The 17,970-nt window shown below is 61.0% G+C and carries 15 protein-coding genes; 10 read left to right on the top strand and 5 right to left on the bottom strand.

The genetic code is table 11. The features are described from left to right. A partial coding sequence (locus AB5Y50_RS10930) for an IS4 family transposase (RefSeq protein ID WP_368162444.1) occupies positions 1-1,061 on the top strand: 1,061 nt, incomplete at its 5' end. 83 nt (positions 1,062-1,144) lie between these two features. On the opposite strand, the gene mnmC is transcribed toward AB5Y50_RS10930, so the two are convergent. Next, positions 1,145-3,160, bottom strand: a complete 2,016-nt coding sequence (mnmC, locus tag AB5Y50_RS10925) for a bifunctional tRNA (5-methylaminomethyl-2-thiouridine)(34)-methyltransferase MnmD/FAD-dependent 5-carboxymethylaminomethyl-2-thiouridine(34) oxidoreductase MnmC (protein ID WP_319882072.1) — start codon at positions 3,158-3,160, stop codon at positions 1,145-1,147. Positions 3,161-3,250: 90 nt separating this feature from the next. On the opposite strand from mnmC, the gene fabB reads away from it, so the two are divergent. Beyond that, a complete protein-coding gene (gene fabB, locus AB5Y50_RS10920) occupies positions 3,251-4,462 on the top strand; it encodes a beta-ketoacyl-ACP synthase I (protein ID WP_029314417.1) in 1,212 nt (403 codons plus the stop codon). Between the two features lie 69 nt (positions 4,463-4,531). Here fabB and AB5Y50_RS10915 read toward each other — a convergent pair whose 3' ends face one another. The 3 genes from AB5Y50_RS10915 to AB5Y50_RS10905 form a co-directional block, all read right to left on the bottom strand. Then, on the bottom strand, positions 4,532-5,056 hold the full coding sequence (locus tag AB5Y50_RS10915; RefSeq protein ID WP_010674490.1) for a GNAT family N-acetyltransferase: 525 nt from the start codon (positions 5,054-5,056) through the stop codon (positions 4,532-4,534). A 97-nt stretch (positions 5,057-5,153) separates the two neighbouring features. Then, positions 5,154-5,468: a DUF4377 domain-containing protein gene (locus tag AB5Y50_RS10910; RefSeq protein WP_010674491.1), complete on the bottom strand. Its 315-nt coding sequence runs from the start codon at positions 5,466-5,468 to the stop codon at positions 5,154-5,156. A gap of 93 nt (positions 5,469-5,561) precedes the next feature. After that, on the bottom strand, positions 5,562-6,848 hold the full coding sequence (locus tag AB5Y50_RS10905) for a citrate synthase (RefSeq protein ID WP_010674492.1): 1,287 nt from the start codon (positions 6,846-6,848) through the stop codon (positions 5,562-5,564). A gap of 423 nt (positions 6,849-7,271) precedes the next feature. On the opposite strand from AB5Y50_RS10905, the gene sdhC reads away from it, so the two are divergent. The 8 genes from sdhC to sucD all read left to right on the top strand — a co-directional run bounded on the left by sdhC (position 7,272) and on the right by sucD (position 16,855). Beyond that, a complete protein-coding gene (gene sdhC / locus AB5Y50_RS10900) occupies positions 7,272-7,661 on the top strand; it encodes a succinate dehydrogenase cytochrome b556 subunit (RefSeq protein WP_029314418.1) in 390 nt (129 codons plus the stop codon). Beyond that, positions 7,655-7,999 (top strand): succinate dehydrogenase, hydrophobic membrane anchor protein, encoded by a 345-nt coding sequence (gene sdhD, locus AB5Y50_RS10895; RefSeq protein WP_010674495.1) that lies wholly within the window; start codon positions 7,655-7,657, stop codon positions 7,997-7,999. Before sdhC ends, sdhD begins: the two co-directional genes overlap by 7 nt. 1 nt (position 8,000) lies before the next feature. Beyond that, the gene (gene sdhA, locus AB5Y50_RS10890) at positions 8,001-9,767 is read left to right on the top strand and encodes a succinate dehydrogenase flavoprotein subunit (protein WP_029314421.1); all 1,767 of its coding nucleotides are present in this window, start codon (positions 8,001-8,003) and stop codon (positions 9,765-9,767) included. 17 nt (positions 9,768-9,784) lie between these two features. Beyond that, the gene (locus AB5Y50_RS10885; RefSeq protein ID WP_010674497.1) at positions 9,785-10,501 is read left to right on the top strand and encodes a succinate dehydrogenase iron-sulfur subunit; all 717 of its coding nucleotides are present in this window, start codon (positions 9,785-9,787) and stop codon (positions 10,499-10,501) included. A gap of 114 nt (positions 10,502-10,615) precedes the next feature. Further along, on the top strand, positions 10,616-13,426 hold the full coding sequence (gene sucA / locus AB5Y50_RS10880; RefSeq protein ID WP_010674498.1) for a 2-oxoglutarate dehydrogenase E1 component: 2,811 nt from the start codon (positions 10,616-10,618) through the stop codon (positions 13,424-13,426). Positions 13,427-13,514: 88 nt separating this feature from the next. Next, positions 13,515-14,708 (top strand): 2-oxoglutarate dehydrogenase complex dihydrolipoyllysine-residue succinyltransferase, encoded by a 1,194-nt coding sequence (gene odhB, locus AB5Y50_RS10875; RefSeq protein ID WP_010674499.1) that lies wholly within the window; start codon positions 13,515-13,517, stop codon positions 14,706-14,708. 108 nt (positions 14,709-14,816) lie between these two features. Beyond that, positions 14,817-15,983: an ADP-forming succinate--CoA ligase subunit beta gene (gene sucC / locus AB5Y50_RS10870; protein WP_005300220.1), complete on the top strand. Its 1,167-nt coding sequence runs from the start codon at positions 14,817-14,819 to the stop codon at positions 15,981-15,983. Next, the gene (gene sucD, locus AB5Y50_RS10865) at positions 15,983-16,855 is read left to right on the top strand and encodes a succinate--CoA ligase subunit alpha (protein ID WP_005300222.1); all 873 of its coding nucleotides are present in this window, start codon (positions 15,983-15,985) and stop codon (positions 16,853-16,855) included. Before sucC ends, sucD begins: the two co-directional genes overlap by 1 nt. A 54-nt stretch (positions 16,856-16,909) precedes the next feature. On the opposite strand, the gene AB5Y50_RS10860 is transcribed toward sucD, so the two are convergent. Next, positions 16,910-17,970 (bottom strand): IS4 family transposase (locus AB5Y50_RS10860; protein WP_368162444.1); only part of this gene is annotated, 1,061 nt, incomplete at its 5' end.

Below are 17,970 nucleotides of genomic sequence, written 5' to 3'. Positions count from 1 at the left end.
TCATCCAGGCGCGCCAAAAACTGGCTGACCAAGCCGTTCGACAGGTGTTCCAGCAGACCGCCACACTCTGGCATCAGCAGTGTCAGCACCCCACCTGGGCCGGCTTGCAGCTGCTGGCCGTGGACGGGGTGGTCTGGCGCACGCCCGATACTCCGGACAATGCCGGCGCCTTTGCCAAGTCGAAAACCGTCCAGGGGGAGACGCAATATCCCCAGGTCCGCATGTTGTGTCAGATGGAGCTGACCAGTCATCTGCTGACCCAGACAGTGATGGACTCCTGTGCGGTAAACGAGATGGTGTTGGCAGAGCAACTGATTGAAAAAACACCCGATAATAGCCTGACCCTGTTCGATAAGGGCTTCTACTCACTGGGGTTACTCCATGCCTGGCAACGCCAGGGCGTAGCGCGTCACTGGCTTATTCCGCTGAAAAAGGGGGCTCAATACGAGGTCATCCGCAAGCTGGGGCGGCAGGATGTGCTGGTACGCCTCAGTGCCAGTCCGCAGGCCAAGAAGAAGTGGAGCGAGTTGCCGGAGCAGTTCGAAGCCCGGCTGCTGACCCGGACGGTAAACGGCAAGGAGCGGCAGGTGCTGACCTCGCTCACCGACCCGCTGCGCTTCCCGGCCAGCGAGTTGATGGAGCTATACCAGAATCGCTGGGAAATCGAGCTGGGCTATCGGGAGATGAAACATAGCCTGCAACAGCACCGGCTGACGCTGCGCAGCAAGAAACCCGATGGAGTAAGGCAGGAGCTATGGGGCTTGGTATTGGCCTATAACCTACTGAGATATCAGATGGTTAGGATGGCGGCGAGCTTAAAGGGCTATACGGCCAGCCAGTTGAGCTTTCACATGGCATCGGTGTATCTGCTGCATGAACTCAGTTGCCTGCCGTTTGTGTCACCGGGCATGGTTCCAGGGCGTGTCGCTGAGTTGGACAAACAGGCAGAGCAGTTCAAGTTACCCGCCCGCCGAGAACGAAGTTACCCAAGGTGCATCAAAGCCAAACCACAGAAGTATGCGACGAGAAAACCTAGTAAAAACAATGCCAGTCAGGCTTAACTGACTGGCATTAGGCTGATTGAGCCCGTTTTTTGTTGGTGTGTCCAATGGCGTGGAGGCGGGCAGCCCCGGCTCCTGGGTGGCTAGTCGCGCAGTGGCTTGCCCCTGCGCAGCCTTCGCACCCAGTAGCGGGCGGGATGGAGCGCCTCCAGCAGATCGGCGGCCAGCGGCAGGGGCTCGCCGCAGATCTCGCTGGCGACCAGCTCGCCGCACAGGGGCGCCGAGCAGAGCCCCCGGGAGCCGAGCGCCCCCAGCACGTAGAGGCCGGCGTGCAGGGGCAGTGCGCTCTGCTGATCCGCGGGGGCGTTGACGTCATGATCCGCCAGCGCCGCCAACCGGGCGACGGGCCCGGCGACCGGCAGGTGATCCCGGCTGGCGCAGCGCACCCCGACGCGGGCCTGAGCACCGCTCACATCCACCTCGGCAGGCCAGCGCTGCTGGGGTACACAGGCTTGCAGCCGCGCCCTGTTCTGCTCCTGCTCGTCGGTGCGGTAGGCAAGGTCGGTCTGGTTGCGGCCATAGCTGGCCCCGATGCAGTGCGCGCCGTTGTGGGCCGGGGTGAGGTAGCCATCGTAGCAGAGCACGGTCTTGAGCTGGCTCAAGCCAGCCGTGGTCGGCACATGGCTCACCTGGCCGCGCACCGGATAGAGGGGAAGCTCGGCAAAGGGGAGAAGGGCTGGCAACTGATGCCCGGCTGCTGCCACCAGATTGGGGGCGTGCCACTGGCGGCCATCCTGGCTCTCCACCCGCCAGCCATCGACCTCTTCGGCAATGCGGGTCACAGCGGCATTGAACACCACTTCCAGCCGCCCGCTGGCCTGCGCCTCCCTGATGGCCGCGCGGGTGAGATCCGCCGGACAGAGCCAGCCCCCCAGGGGATAGCTCACGCCATCCGCATCGCAGGGCAGGCCGACCACCTGCTCAACCTCCGCTGCCGAGAGTGGGTGCATCAGCTCGGGGGGGAAGGGGCCCTGACTCATCTTGGCAAGCTTGGCGGCGGATTTGTCGTCGTAGCCGAGTTGGGTGACGCCACACAGAGAGAAGGCGACGGGGTGGTGCTTTGCCAGGGCCAGCAGCCGGTTTCTGGCAAAGCCAAAGGCCAGCGAATAGAAGCGCGACAGGGCATCGTGCTCGCCGTTGAGCAGGGGGTAGAGGGCTCCTTGTCGATTGCCGGAAGCGCCGCTGGCCGGTTCGCCATCTTCGCACAGCAAGGTGACGTGCCGACCCCGCTCCACCAGAGAGAGCGCCGTCATGGCGGAAGCGATGCCGCCACCGATGATGAGCACCTCTCCCTCCCGCCCTGCGGGGCGGGCATACCAGGGGGCGATGCTCTGCTGCGGCACTTTGCCTTCCCGAACACCCGCCAGCATCTCCCGCTTGCTGCCGTGGCCCTTCACCTTCTTCATGGCAAAGCCGGCGGCAATCAGCCCCCGTCGCACGAAACCGGCGCAGGTAAAGGTCGAGAGGGTGGCATCGGGGCGGGCGAGGCGAGCGAGATCGTCGAAGAGATCCTGGGTCCACATCTCTGGGTTCTTGGCAGGGGAGAAACCGTCCAGATACCAGGCGTCCACCAGACCGGTTGCCGGATGGGGCACCTGGGGCAGCATCTCCTTGATGTCGCCAAACCAGAGGTCGAGGCGGATGCGGCCATCGGCAAAGAGCAGGCGATGGCAGCCGGAGACCGGCAACGGCCACTGGTCGATGAGAGGCTGGCTCAAGGGGGCAAGCTCGGGCCAGGCGGCCAGGGCCTTGCGCAGATCGGCCTGGGTAAGAGGGTATTTCTCGACGCTGATGAAGTGCAGCCGGGATCCGTTGCCGGACAGGGGGGCCTGTTCCAGAAAGGCGGCCATTGTGGCCAGAAAGTTAAGTCCTGTACCGAAACCTGTTTCACCAATCACGAAACTGTCACTATCGTGGTGCGAAAATCGCTCTGGCAGTCGATTTTGCTGCAAAAAGACGTAGCGGGTTTCACTTAGACCGTTATCATTGGAAAAGTACACATCCCCGAACTCACTGGAGACTGGAGTTCCCGCTTCGTTCCAGTCCAATCGGGCATGATGTAAGGATGTTTGACTCACGTTTTCCTCGGCTCGCGTCACAAAATCGCGGGCATTCTACGTGAAAGCAGACCAGTTTGGCAGCCGAAAGCGGGTAGACTCGGTGCCAGTTTTTCCAGACGAGATGAATTAATGAGAAGAGCAGTGATCACCGGTATCGGCGTCATCTCCAGTATCGGCAACAACAAGGAAGAGGTGCTGGCCTCCCTGAAAGCAGGCAAATCCGGCATCACCTATTCCGAGCAGTTCGAGCAGTACAACCTGCGCAGCCGTGTCTGGGGTAACATCAAACTCGATCCGTCTGAACTGATCGACCGTAAAGTCATGCGTTTCATGGGTGACGCCGCGGCCTACGCCTACCTCTCCATGCAGCAGGCCATCGAAGATGCCGGCCTGCCGGAAGAGATGGTCTCCAACGAGCGTACCGGCATCGTGACCGGTTCCGGCGGCGCCTCCGGCAAGAACACCTCCGAATCTGCCGATATCGCCCGTGAAAAGGGCGTCAAGCGGGTGGGTCCCTACATGGTGCCGCGTACCATGTCCTCCACCACCTCCGCCTGTCTTGCCACCCCGTTCAAGATCAAGGGTGTCAACTACACCATCAGCTCCGCCTGTGCGACCTCTGCCCACTGCATCGGTCACGCCCTGGAACTGATCCAGCTTGGCAAGCAGGACATCATCTTCGCCGGTGGCGGCGAGGAGCTGGACTGGTCTTCCACCATCCAGTTCGACGCCATGGGCGCGCTCTCCACCAAGTACAACGACAACCCGGAAAAAGCGTCCCGCACCTATGATGCGGACCGCGACGGCTTCGTCATCTCCGGTGGCGGCGGCATCCTGGTGGTCGAGGAGCTGGAACACGCCCTGGCCCGTGGTGCCCACATCTACGCCGAAATCACCGGTTACGGTGCGACCTCCGACGGCTACGACATGGTGGCCCCGAGTGGTGAAGGCGCCGTGCGTTGCATGAAGATGGCGATGCAGGGTGTCGGCAAGGTGGACTACATCAACACTCACGGTACCTCTACTCCGGTTGGTGACACCAAGGAGCTGGAAGCCATTCAGACCCTGTTTGGCAGCAATGCACCCAAGCTCTCCGCCACCAAGGCGATGACCGGCCATGCTCTGGGCGCCGCCGGCGTGCACGAGGCCGTCTACTCCCTGCTGATGATGGAACACGGCTTCATCGCCCCCAGCATCAACATCGAGAATCTGGACGAGAAAGCCGTGGGCCTGCCCATCGTGCGTGAATACGAAGCGGCCGACCTCAATACCGTCATGTCCAACAGCTTCGGCTTTGGCGGTACCAACGCCTCTCTGGTGTTCAGCAAGTTCAAGGCTTGATCTCCCCGTGGGGAGCACAACGCGAAATAGAAAAAGGCGCCGAAAGGCGCCTTTTTTATTGAACTCTTTTTATTGAATTCTGCTGATGGTTCCCGGTTTGGGACCGCTGTCTGCCAGGGGCAACCGCATATAGACAGCCCCGTCACCATACTCCACCAGCGATTTGCCGGTGTCGGCGGGCACAAACCCCTGCTTGCGCCAGAAGGCGGGGGCATCCTGAACCGCCACCAGGCCTGCATGGCGATATCCAGCATGGCTCGCGAAAGCGAGCGCCCTTGCCAGCAGCCGCTGTCCGACACCCAGGCCGCGTGCCTTGCTCGAGACAGCGAGATCGTGCAGATAGAACTCGTCGTGACCGGCCAGCGCCTTCATCGGCACCGAGAGGGGCGGGGGCTGGTGGGCACGCCAGGGGTGGCAGAGCAGGTAACCCAGCACCTTGCCCTGACGCTCGGCCACCCAGCAGGAGGCGGGGGCCAGCTCGGTTTTGTTCTGCATCACCTCGAGGGGCTCTGGTTCGAACTGGTGATAACACTCGTGCTGGATGGCCATGATGGCGGGCCAGTCTGGCGTGCGGATGGTGCGGATCGTGATCATGATGCGGGTCGGGTCCGTACTCAAACCGTGGCAAAAAGGGGTGACAGCATACCCCAGAGAGCACACAAACGAAACCGGGTCACCTGTCAGCGACTCGTCAGCGAACCGGTTCCTTGCTCACGACCTTGACCAGCTGGTAGCGCAAGGAAGGGGCATCGGCCGGCACATCGGCAAGTTGCTCCTTGGTCACTTCCAGCTGGTAGCGGTAGCCCGGCTCGAAGGTGAAGCCTTCGATCTGCTGATAGAAGAGGCTCCAGCTCTCGCCTGGCTGACTACGTACCTGCATGCACTTCATGGGGGCGACGCCGACGCAGTCTGCCAGTTTGTCCTGGATATAGAGGGTTTCGGTGGTCGGGGCGCTCTGGCAGGCGCTGAGCAGGAGGGCGGAGCTGAGGAGCAGGGGAGATTTCATGATGAGTGTCCTTGGCGTAAAAGGGCGCGATTAAACCTGCAAAAGAAAAGGCGGTCAATGACCGCCTTTGTAACAAACCATGACAGATCGGGCTCAGCGCTGGTCGAGGGGCACGAATTCGCGCAGGGGCTGACCGGTGTAGAGCTGACGGGGACGGCCGATCTTCTGATCCGGGTCCGAATGCATCTCGTTCCAGTGGGCAATCCAGCCGATGGTACGGGAGATGGCGAAGATCACGGTGAACATGGACATGGGGATGCCGATGGCCTTCATGATGATGCCGGAGTAGAAGTCCACGTTCGGGTAGAGCTTCTTCTCGATGAAGTAGGGGTCGGACAGCGCGATGCGTTCCAGCTCCATGGCCACGTCCAGCAGCGGATCCTTGATCTGCAGCTCGGTAAGCACCTCGTGGCAGGTTTCACGCATCACGGTGGCACGGGGATCGTGGTTCTTGTAGACCCGGTGACCGAAGCCCATCAGACGGAACGGATCGTTCTTGTCCTTGGCGCGGCCGATGTACTCGGGGATGCGATCCACGGAGCCAATCTCTTCGAGCATCTTGAGGCAGGCTTCGTTGGCACCACCGTGGGCCGGGCCCCACAGGGAGGCGATCCCCGCGGCGATACAGGCAAACGGGTTGGCACCGGAAGAACCGGCCAGACGCACGGTGGAGGTGGAGGCGTTTTGCTCATGGTCCGCATGCAGGGTGAAAATGCGGTCCATGGCGCGCTCGACGATGGGGTTGACCTTGTACTCTTCGGTCGGCACGCCAAACATCATGTGCAGGAAGTTGCCTGCATAGGAGAGGGCGTTGCGCGGCTGCATGAAGGGCTGACCGATGGAGTACTTGTAACACATGGCGGCCAGGGTCGGCATCTTGGAGAGCAGACGGAAGGCACAGATCTCGCGATGCTCCTCGTTGTTGATGTCGAGGGCGTCGTGATAGAAAGCGGACAGCGCGCTGACCACGCCGCACATGACGGCCATGGGGTGGGCGTCGCGGCGGAAGCCGCGGAAGAAGAAGGCGATCTGCTCGTGCACCATGGTGTGGCGGGTGACCAGACGTTCAAATTCCGCATATTGGGTCTTGGTGGGGGCCTCGCCGTACAGCAGGATGTAGCAGACTTCGAGGTAGCTGGCCTGGGTGGCCAACTGGGCGATGGGGTAACCGCGGTGCAGCAAGACACCCTGGTCGCCATCGATGTAGGTGATAGATGATTTGCAAGAACCGGTGGCCATGAAACCGGGGTCGAAGGTGAAATATCCTTGCGTGCCCAGCTTTCTGACATCGATCACATCGGGTCCAACGGTACCGGAGAGGATCGGCAATTCAACCGGCTCTTTTCCGGGCAGATGTAGGGTGGCTATCTTATCAGCCATAGCACGTCTCCTTTGCTCTTTTATAATTTGGTTCCAGCCCTACTTTATTACGACTGTTATGACGCTGGCAAAGGTTCTTACCCGTACCACGGCGGCTGGAGCGCCTTATTTGAACCAGAGAACCATGTCTTTGTCAATTTTGCTGGATGATCATTAATGACTTGTTAAAGCTGTTGTGAGATCTGGTTTACGGTTTTGGATTTTCTGTGTAGCTATTTGATTGTCATTGGTTAAGGCCGCCGATATACTGCGCCACGTGGGTGATGGTCGTCGGTGTTTGAAACGCTTTCGCAAAGCCAGATGTGATATCGAAAATGTTATTTTTGGCTTTCCTGAGTTGTTTTGGTAACAAAAACCTAACAAATGCCACTCCTCGCCCTCAAAGCGTGTGAAAACAATAACTAACGTGCTCAATGGAGCTGAGTGGGCAAAGCCGTGAAAAACAAACAGAGACCTGTAAACCTCGACCTACAGACGATCAGCTTTCCTGTCACCGCCATCGCTTCCATCTTGCATCGTGTCTCAGGGGTCATCACCTTTGTGGCATTGGCCATCTTGCTGTGGATGCTTGGTACTTCACTCGCCTCTCCCGAAGGATTTGAATCGGTCGTTGCCATCATGGACAACTTCCTGGTCAAGTTCGTGCTGTGGGGGATCCTGACCGCGCTGGCTTACCACATCGTGGGCGGTCTGCGGCACCTGGTCATGGACATGGGCTATTGGGAAGAGCTGGAATCCGGTAATCAGAGTGCCCGTGTGGCCTTCGTGATCACCGCGGTTTTGGCGGTATTGGCGGGGGTGCTGGTATGGTAACCAATTCTGCAACTTTCGGGCGCAGCGGTGTTCATGATTACATCCTGATCCGCGCCACCGCCCTCATCATGACGTGCTACGTCCTCTATCTGGTTGGCTTTGTCGCGTTCAACGACATCACCTACGAGGTGTGGACCGGCTTCTTCTCCAACACCTTCACCAAGGTCTTCACCCTGCTGACGCTCGTATGCGTCTTGATCCACGCCTGGATCGGTCTGTGGCAGGTGCTGACCGACTATATCAAGCCGGTCGGACTGCGCGGTGCGCTGCAGTTTGTGCTGGTGGTGGTGCTGTTTGTCTATGTGATGACTGGTTTCGTCGTGCTGTGGGGTGTGTAAGGTGACTATTCCAACTCGTGAATTTGATGCGGTCGTGATCGGTGCCGGTGGCGCCGGTATGCGCGCCGCGCTGCAGATTGCCCAGTCCGGCAAGAGCTGCGCCCTGTTATCCAAGGTTTTCCCGACCCGTTCCCACACGGTCTCCGCCCAGGGCGGGATCACGGTCGCCCTGGGCAATGCCCACGACGACAACTGGCAGTGGCACATGTATGACACCGTCAAGGGCTCCGATTATATCGGTGATCAGGAAGCCATCGAGTACATGTGCAAGACCGGCCCCGAGGCCATCTATGAGCTGGAGAACATGGGCTTGCCTTTCTCCCGCTTTGACAACGGTACCGTCTACCAGCGTCCGTTCGGCGGTCAGTCCAAAAACTTCGGCGGCGAGCAGGCTGCCCGCACCGCGGCGGCAGCCGACCGTACCGGTCACGCCCTGCTGCACACCCTGTATCAACAAAACGTCAAGAACAAGACCACCGTCTTCTCCGAGTGGTATGCCCTGGATCTGGTGAAGAACCAGGATGGCCATATCGTCGGCTGTACCGCCATCGACATGGAGAGCGGCGAGGTCGTCTACTTCAAGGCCAAGGCCACCGTGCTCGCCACCGGCGGCGCCGGTCGCATCTACCAGTCCACCACCAACGCCCACATCAACACCGGTGACGGCGTCGGCATGGCGCTGCGTGCCGGGGTCGGCGTGCAGGACATGGAGTTCTGGCAGTTCCACCCCACCGGTATCGCCGGGGCAGGGGTACTGGTCACCGAAGGTTGCCGTGGTGAAGGCGGCTACCTGCTGAACAAGGACGGCGAGCGCTTCATGGAGCGTTATGCACCAAACGCCAAGGATCTGGCCGGTCGCGACGTGGTGGCCCGTTCCATCATGATCGAGATCCGCGAAGGCCGTGGCTGTGACGGTCCCTGGGGCCCGCACATCAAGCTCAAGCTGGATCATCTGGGCAAAGAGGTGCTGGAATCCCGCCTGCCGGGCATCTGCGAGCTCTCTCGCACCTTCGCCCACGTGGATCCGGTCAAAGAGCCCATCCCCATCATCCCGACCTGCCACTACATGATGGGCGGCGTGCCGACCAGCGTGAACGGCCAGTGCCTGACCCAGGACAAGGATGGCAACGACGTGCCGGTGGTCGGTCTGTTCGCGGTGGGCGAGATCGCCTGCGTCTCCGTGCACGGTGCCAACCGTCTGGGCGGCAACTCCCTGCTGGATCTGGTGGTGTTCGGTCGTGCTGCCGGCATGCACCTGGTGGAGACCCTTGGTTCGATGGAGCACGGTGTGGAAGCCACCGACGCCGACATCGCCAAGGCGCTGGAGCGCTTCAACCGCTGGGAAAACAACCGTGACGGGGAAGACCCGGCACAGATCCGCAAGGACCTGCAGCGCTGCATGCAGAACAACTTCTCCGTGTTCCGGGAAGGGGATGCCATGGCAGAAGGGCTGGCCGAGCTGAAACTCATCCGCGAGCGTCTCAAGAACGCCCGTCTGGACGACACCTCCAAGGAGTTCAATACCCAGCGCATCGAGTGCCTGGAGCTGGACAACCTGATGGAGACCGCCTATGCCACCGCGGTGGCGGCGAACTTCCGTACCGAGAGTCGTGGCGCCCACAGCCGCTTCGACTTCCCGGAGCGTGACGATGAGAGCTGGCTGTGCCACAGCCTCTATCATCCGGACACCGAGTCCATGACCCGTCGCGCTGTCAACATGTCACCCAAGACCCGTGAGGCGTTCCCGCCCAAGGTCCGGACTTACTGATTGCGGAGCCAAGCACAATGAACGTCACATTCTCTGTCTACAGATACAATCCGGACGTTGATAACGTCCCGTATATGAAGGATTATCGTCTTGATATTCCTGAAGGTTCCGACATGATGGTACTCGACGCACTGATCCAGCTCAAGGAGCTGGATCCCACGCTCGCCTTCCGCCGCTCCTGCCGCGAAGGGGTCTGTGGATCTGACGGTCTCAACATGAATGGCAAGAACGGTCTGGCCTGCATCACGCCGCTCTCCGATCTCTTGAAGAAGGGCAGCAAGGTCGTCATTCGACCCTTGCCCGGTCTGCCGGTGATCCGGGATCTGGTGATCGACATGACCCAGTTCTACACCCAGTGGGAGAAGGTCAAACCCTTCCTCATCAACGACGAAAAACTGCCGCCCGTGCGTGAGCACCTGCAATCCCCCGAAGAGCGCGCCAAGCTGGATGGCCTGTACGAGTGCATACTCTGTGCCTGCTGCTCCACCTCTTGCCCCTCCTTCTGGTGGAACCCGGACAAGTTCATCGGTCCGGCCGGCCTGCTCGCCGCCTATCGCTGGCTGGCGGACAGCCGCGACACTGCGGCCAGTGAGCGACTGGGCAACCTGGATGACGCCTTCAGCGTGTTCCGCTGCCACGGCATCATGAACTGCGTGAACGTCTGTCCCAAGGGCTTGAACCCGACCAAGGCCATCGGTCAGATCAAGTCGATGTTGCTCAACCGAGCCGTGTAGTATCGGGGCCAGGGCGCCTTGCGCCGGGCCCGACCTCTGGATAGCCATCCCGCCCCGGGATGGCTATGACCCTACAAGCTGCAGTGCAGCGAACAAGATGTACAAGGGATAGAAATGCATAACGGCGTGATGAAGGCCTGGTTGGAGTCATCTCACCTGGCTGGTGCGAATGCAAGCTACATTGAGGATTTGTACGAATCCTTCCTGGAAAACCCCGACTCCGTTGCCGACGAATGGCGCAGCCTGTTCCAGTCGCTGCCCCAGGTCAACGGACATGCAGTAGAACAACCCCACTCCCAGGTTCGCGACTATTTCCGCCGCCTGGCCAAGGACTCCTCCCGTTACAGCGCTCCCGTCTCCGATCCCCAGGTGGATGCCAAACAGGTTCGCGTACTGCAACTGATCAACGCCTTCCGCTTCCGCGGTCACCAGAACGCCAACCTGGACCCCCTGGGTCTGTGGCAGCGCGAGCCGGTCGCCGAGCTGGATCCGGCCTTCCACAACCTGCAAGGTGCAGACATGGAGGCCACCTTCAATGTGGGCTCCTACGCCATCGGTCGCGAGACCATGGTGCTCTCCGATCTGTATGCCTCGCTGAAGAAAACCTATTGCGGCAGCATCGGCGCCGACTACATGCACCTCACCTCCACCGAGGAGAAGCGCTGGCTGCAAGACAGGCTGGAATCCATCGAAGGGAAGGGCAACTATACCCTCGAAGAGAAGACCCGCTTCCTCGAGAGCCTGACCGCCGCCGAAGGGCTGGAAAAATACCTGGGTGCCAAGTTCCCGGGGGCCAAGCGTTTCTCCCTGGAAGGGGGCGATGCCATGGTGCCCATGCTCAAAGAGCTTATTCGCCGCGCCGGTGAGCAGGGTTGCAAGGAAGCCGTCATCGGTATGGCCCACCGCGGTCGCCTCAACGTGCTCATCAACGTACTGGGCAAGCGCGCTCAGGACCTGTTCGACGAGTTCGCCGGCAAGCACGGCGAATCCTGGGGCACAGGGGATGTGAAGTACCACATGGGCTTCTCCTCCGACTTCGCCACCCCGGGCGGCAACGTCCACCTGGCGCTCGCCTTCAACCCGTCGCACCTCGAGATCGTCAACCCCGTGGTCATCGGCTCCGTGCGTGCCCGTATGGACCGTCGCGGTGACAAGGACGGCTCCAGCGTCCTGCCCATCACCATCCACGGTGACTCCGCCATCGCGGGGCAGGGGGTCGTTGCCGAGACCTTCAACATGTCCCAGACCCGTGCCTATGGCGTGGGCGGGACGGTGCGCATCGTCATCAACAACCAGGTGGGCTTCACCACCTCCTATATCCGTGACCTGCGCTCCACCGAATATTGCACCGACATCGCCAAGGCGGTGCAGGCACCTGTGCTGCACGTCAACGGGGATGACCCGGAAGCCGTGGTACTGGTGACCCAGATTGCCCTGGATTACCGCAACACCTTCAAGCGCGACGTGGTGATCGAGCTGGTCTGCTACCGTCGTCACGGTCACAATGAGGCTGACGAGCCGAGCGCGACCCAGCCCCTGATGTATCAGAAGATCAAGCAGCACCCGACCCCGCGCAAGATCTACGCCGATCAGCTGATCGCCGAAGGAGCCATCGCACCGGAGCTGGCTACCACCCTGGTCAACGACTATCGCGATACCCTGGATCGGGGCGAGCGGGTGAGCAAGGAATGGCGCCCCATGGAGCTGCATTCCGTGGACTGGACCCCTTATCTGGGTCACGACTGGGCCATGGCCTATGACAGCACTGTGCCGATGGATCACCTGAAGGCCCTCGGCGAGCGCATCAGCCAGTATCCGGCCACCCATGTGCTGCAACGCCAGGTCGAGAAGATCTACGAAGACCGTCGCCTGATGGCCGCCGGTGAGAAACTGGTGGACTGGGGCTTTGCCGAGACCCTGGCCTACGCCACCCTGGTGGACAAGGGATCCCGCATTCGCTTTACCGGGGAAGACTCCGGCCGCGGTACCTTCTTCCATCGCCACGCCGTGCTGCACAGCCAGACCGATGCCAGCACCTACACCCCGCTGTGCAACCTGCACGACGAGCAGGGCCCGTTCGAGGTGTACGACTCCGTGCTGACCGAGAACGCGGTACTGGCGTTTGAATATGGCTACGCCAGCGCGGAGCCGGCCGGTCTCACCATCTGGGAAGCCCAGTTCGGTGACTTCGCCAACTGCGCCCAGGTGGTGGTGGACCAGTTCCTCTCCTCCGGCGAGCAGAAGTGGGGCCGGATGTGCGGCCTGACCATGCTGCTGCCCCACGGTTACGAGGGCCAGGGCCCGGAGCACTCCTCTGCCCGTCTGGAGCGTTATCTGCAGATGTGCGCCCAGCACAACATGCAGGTGTGCGTGCCCTCCACCCCGGCGCAGGTGTTCCACATGCTGCGTCGCCAGGTGGTGCGCCCCATGCGCCGTCCGCTCATCGTGATGACGCCCAAATCCCTGCTGCGCCACCCGCTGGCGGTGAGCAAGCTCGAAGAGCTGGCAGAGGGCACCTTCCAGAACGCCATCGGCGAAATCGATGCGCTGGATCCCAAAGGCGTCAAGCGCGTGGTCTTCTGCTCCGGCAAGGTTTACTACGACCTGCTCGATGCCCGTCGCAAGGCCGAGCAGCAGGACGTGGCCCTGGTACGGATCGAGCAGCTCTACCCCTTCCCGGAAGAGGAAGTGCGCGCCATCCTGGCCGATTACAGCCATGTCACCGACTTCGTCTGGTGTCAGGAAGAGCCGCAGAACCAGGGCGCCTGGTACAGCACCCGTCATCACTACGACAGCGTGCTGCCAAGCCATGCCCGTCTGCGTTATGCCGGTCGCCCGGCCTCGGCCTCACCGGCCGTCGGTTACATGTCCGTCCACGCCAAGCAGCAAAAAGCCCTGGTGGAAGACGCCCTTACCCTGGAATGAACGAGTTGTGGATGAGGAGGGCCCGTGTCGGGATCCTCTCTGACCTGGAACAAGCCTGCTGGCCAAGAAGTAACAAGGAACTGATTACATGACTATCGAGATCAAGGTACCGGACCTGCCGGAATCAGTGGCGGATGCCACCATCGCGACCTGGCACAAGAAACCGGGTGATCTGGTTGCCCGTGACGAAGTGCTGGTTGACATCGAAACCGATAAAGTCGTGCTGGAAGTGCCCGCGCCGGAAGCCGGCGTACTGGGCGACATCCTGCAGAGCGAAGGGGCCACCGTGCTCTCCCGCCAGCTGATCGCCATGCTCAAGCCGGCCCCCGTTGCCGGTGAAGCGACCAGCGAAAAGCCGGTGGAAGCCGTGGCCGATGACGCAGCCGATGGCCTGAGCCCTTCCGTGCGCCGCATGGTGGCCGAGCATGACATCGACGTCGCCAAGCTGACCGGCACTGGCAAGGGTGGTCGTGTCACCAAGGAAGACGTGGAAGCCTTCATCAAGAATCTGGGCAAGGCTCCCGTGGCTGCGCCGACTGCTGCCACTCCCGTGGCTGCCGCACCGGTCGCGCCGCTGGCCGGTCGCACCGAGAAGCGTGTGCCCATGACCCGTCTGCGCAAGCGCATCGCCGAGCGTCTGCTGGAGGCCAAGAACACCACCGCCATGCTGACCACTTTCAACGAGATCAACATGGCGCCCATCATGAAGCTGCGCAAGCAGTACGGCGAGATCTTCGAGAAGAAGCACGGCATCAAGCTCGGCTTCATGTCCTTCTATGTGAAGGCCGTGGTCGAATCCCTCAAGCGCTACCCGGAAGTGAACGCGGCGCTGGACGGTGACGACATCGTCTACCACAACTACTTCGACATCAGCATCGCCGTCTCCACCCCCCGTGGTCTGGTGACCCCGGTGCTGCGCGACTGCGACAACATGAGCCTGGCGGACATCGAGAAGGCCATCAAGGATCTGGCCGGCAAGGGCCGTGACGGCAAGCTGACCGTGGATGAACTGACTGGCGGCAACTTCACCATCACCAACGGCGGCGTGTTCGGCTCCCTGATGTCCACCCCCATCATCAACCCGCCCCAGAGCGCCATTCTGGGTATGCACAAGATCCAGGACCGCCCCATGGCCGTCGACGGCAAGGTCGAGATCCTGCCGATGATGTACCTGGCGCTCTCCTACGATCACCGCATCATCGACGGCCGCGAGTCCGTGGGCTTCCTGGTCTCCATCAAGGAGCTCCTGGAAGACCCGACCCGTCTGCTGCTGGATGTCTGAGCAAGCGTGACTGAAAGATAACGAGGGGCCGCCCAGGCCCCCCCATTCACAGGGGATTGAGAAACACGAGCCCCGGACGGAAATACCTACAACACGGATAGAGCATCTATGAATCTGCATGAATATCAGGCAAAACAGCTGTTTGCCGAGTATGGCCTGCCGGTCTCCGAAGGTTATGCCTGTGCCACCCCGCAGGAAGCGGCCGAAGCGGCCGACAAGATTGGCGGCAACACCTGGGTCGTCAAGTGCCAGGTCCACGCCGGTGGCCGCGGCAAGGCGGGCGGCGTCAAGCTGGCCAAGAGCAAGGACGAGATCCGCGCCTTCGCCCAGAACTGGCTCGGCAAGAACCTGGTGACCTATCAGACTGACGCCAATGGTCAGCCGGTTACCAAGATCCTGGTGGAGTCCTGCACCGACATCGCCAAGGAACTGTACCTGGGCGCCGTGGTTGACCGTGGCTCTCGCCGCGTGGTCTTCATGGCTTCCACCGAAGGTGGTGTGGAGATTGAGAAAGTCGCCCACGAAACCCCGGAACTCATTCACAAGGCTGCCATCGATCCCCTGGTAGGCCCGCAGCCTTATCAGGCCCGCGAGCTGGCCTTCAAGCTGGGTCTGGTCGGCGATCAGATCAAGCAGTTCACCAAGATCTTCATGGGCCTGGGCCAGATGTTCCTGGACTGCGACTTCGCCCTGCTGGAGATCAACCCCCTGGTCATCACCGACAAGGGCAACCTGCACTGCCTGGACGGCAAGATCAACATCGACGCCAACGCCCTGTACCGTCAGCCCAAGCTGCGCGAGATGCACGACCCGTCCCAGGATGACCCCCGCGAAGCGCACGCCGCCCAGTGGGAGCTGAACTATGTGGCGCTCGATGGCAACATCGGCTGCATGGTCAACGGCGCGGGCCTGGCCATGGGCACCATGGACATCGTCAACCTGCACGGCGGTTCCCCGGCCAACTTCCTGGACGTCGGCGGCGGCGCCACCAAGGAGCGCGTGACCGAGGCCTTCAAGATCATCCTCTCCGACAGCAAGGTACAAGCCGTGCTGGTCAACATCTTTGGCGGCATCGTGCGCTGCGACATGATCGCGGAAGGCATCATCGGCGCCGTCAAGGAAGTGGGGGTGAAAGTGCCCGTGGTGGTGCGTCTGGAAGGCAACAACGCCGAACTGGGTGCCCGTAAACTGGCCGACAGCGGCCTCAATATCATCGCCGCAACGAGTCTGACTGACGCAGCTCAGCAAGTGGTAAAAGCAGCGGAGGCCAAATAATGAGCGTTCTGATCAACAAAGACACCAAGGTGATCTGCCAGGGCTTTACCGGCGGTCAGGGTACCTTCCACTCCGAACAGGCCATTGCCTACGGTACCCAGATGGTCGGCGGCGTCTCCCCGGGCAAGGGTGGCACCACCCACCTGGGCCTGCCGGTGTTCAACACTGTCCGTGACGCCGTGGAAGCCACCGGCGCCACCGCCTCCGTCATCTATGTACCGGCCCCGTTCTGCAAGGACGCCATCCTGGAAGCCATCGATGCCGGTATCAAGCTCATCGTCACCATCACCGAAGGCATCCCGACCCTGGACATGCTGGACGTCAAGGTGAAGCTGCAGGAAACCGGCGTGCGCATGATCGGCCCCAACTGCCCGGGTGTCATCACCCCGGGTGAGTGCAAGATTGGCATCATGCCGGGCCACATCCACAAGCCGGGCAAGGTGGGCATCGTCTCCCGCTCCGGCACCCTGACCTACGAAGCGGTCAAGCAGACCACGGACGAGGGCTTCGGCCAGTCCACCTGCGTCGGTATCGGTGGCGACCCCATCCCGGGTTCCAACTTCATCGACATCCTGGAGATGTTCCAGAATGACCCGCAGACCGAAGCCATCGTGATGATCGGCGAGATCGGCGGCAACGCCGAGGAAGACGCGGCGGCCTACATCAAGGCCCACGTCACCAAGCCGGTGGTCTCCTACATCGCGGGCGTCACCGCCCCGGCTGGCAAGCGCATGGGTCATGCGGGCGCCATCATCGCCGGTGGCAAAGGCACGGCAGCAGAGAAATTTGCCGCCCTGGAAGATGCCGGCGTGAAAACCGTGCGCTCCCTGGCCGATATCGGCAAGGCCCTGCGTGAAGTGACCGGCTGGTAAGTCAGCCTATTATCTCTAATTGAAAAAGCCGCCCAATGGGCTAATGCCAGTCAGTTAAGCCTGACTGGCATTGTTTTTACTAGGTTTTCTCGTCGCATACTTCTGTGGTTTGGCTTTGATGCACCTTGGGTAACTTCGTTCTCGGCGGGCGGGTAACTTGAACTGCTCTGCCTGTTTGTCCAACTCAGCGACACGCCCTGGAACCATGCCCGGTGACACAAACGGCAGGCAACTGAGTTCATGCAGCAGATACACCGATGCCATGTGAAAGCTCAACTGGCTGGCCGTATAGCCCTTTAAGCTCGCCGCCATCCTAACCATCTGATATCTCAGTAGGTTATAGGCCAATACCAAGCCCCATAGCTCCTGCCTTACTCCATCGGGTTTCTTGCTGCGCAGCGTCAGCCGGTGCTGTTGCAGGCTATGTTTCATCTCCCGATAGCCCAGCTCGATTTCCCAGCGATTCTGGTATAGCTCCATCAACTCGCTGGCCGGGAAGCGCAGCGGGTCGGTGAGCGAGGTCAGCACCTGCCGCTCCTTGCCGTTTACCGTCCGGGTCAGCAGCCGGGCTTCGAACTGCTCCGGCAACTCGCTCCACTTCTTCTTGGCCTGCGGACTGGCACTGAGGCGTACCAGCACATCCTGCCGCCCCAGCTTGCGGATGACCTCGTATTGAGCCCCCTTTTTCAGCGGAATAAGCCAGTGACGCGCTACGCCCTGGCGTTGCCAGGCATGGAGTAACCCCAGTGAGTAGAAGCCCTTATCGAACAGGGTCAGGCTATTATCGGGTGTTTTTTCAATCAGTTGCTCTGCCAACACCATCTCGTTTACCGCACAGGAGTCCATCACTGTCTGGGTCAGCAGATGACTGGTCAGCTCCATCTGACACAACATGCGGACCTGGGGATATTGCGTCTCCCCCTGGACGGTTTTCGACTTGGCAAAGGCGCCGGCATTGTCCGGAGTATCGGGCGTGCGCCAGACCACCCCGTCCACGGCCAGCAGCTGCAAGCCGGCCCAGGTGGGGTGCTGACACTGCTGATGCCAGAGTGTGGCGGTCTGCTGGAACACCTGTCGAACGGCTTGGTCAGCCAGTTTTTGGCGCGCCTGGATGA

Source organism: Aeromonas sp. s6, assembly GCF_040907815.1.
Taxonomy (GTDB): Bacteria; Pseudomonadota; Gammaproteobacteria; order Enterobacterales; family Aeromonadaceae; genus Aeromonas; species Aeromonas caviae.
The sequence above is the reverse complement of the archived record's forward strand: the minus strand, read 5'-3'. Positions and strand labels throughout refer to the sequence as shown.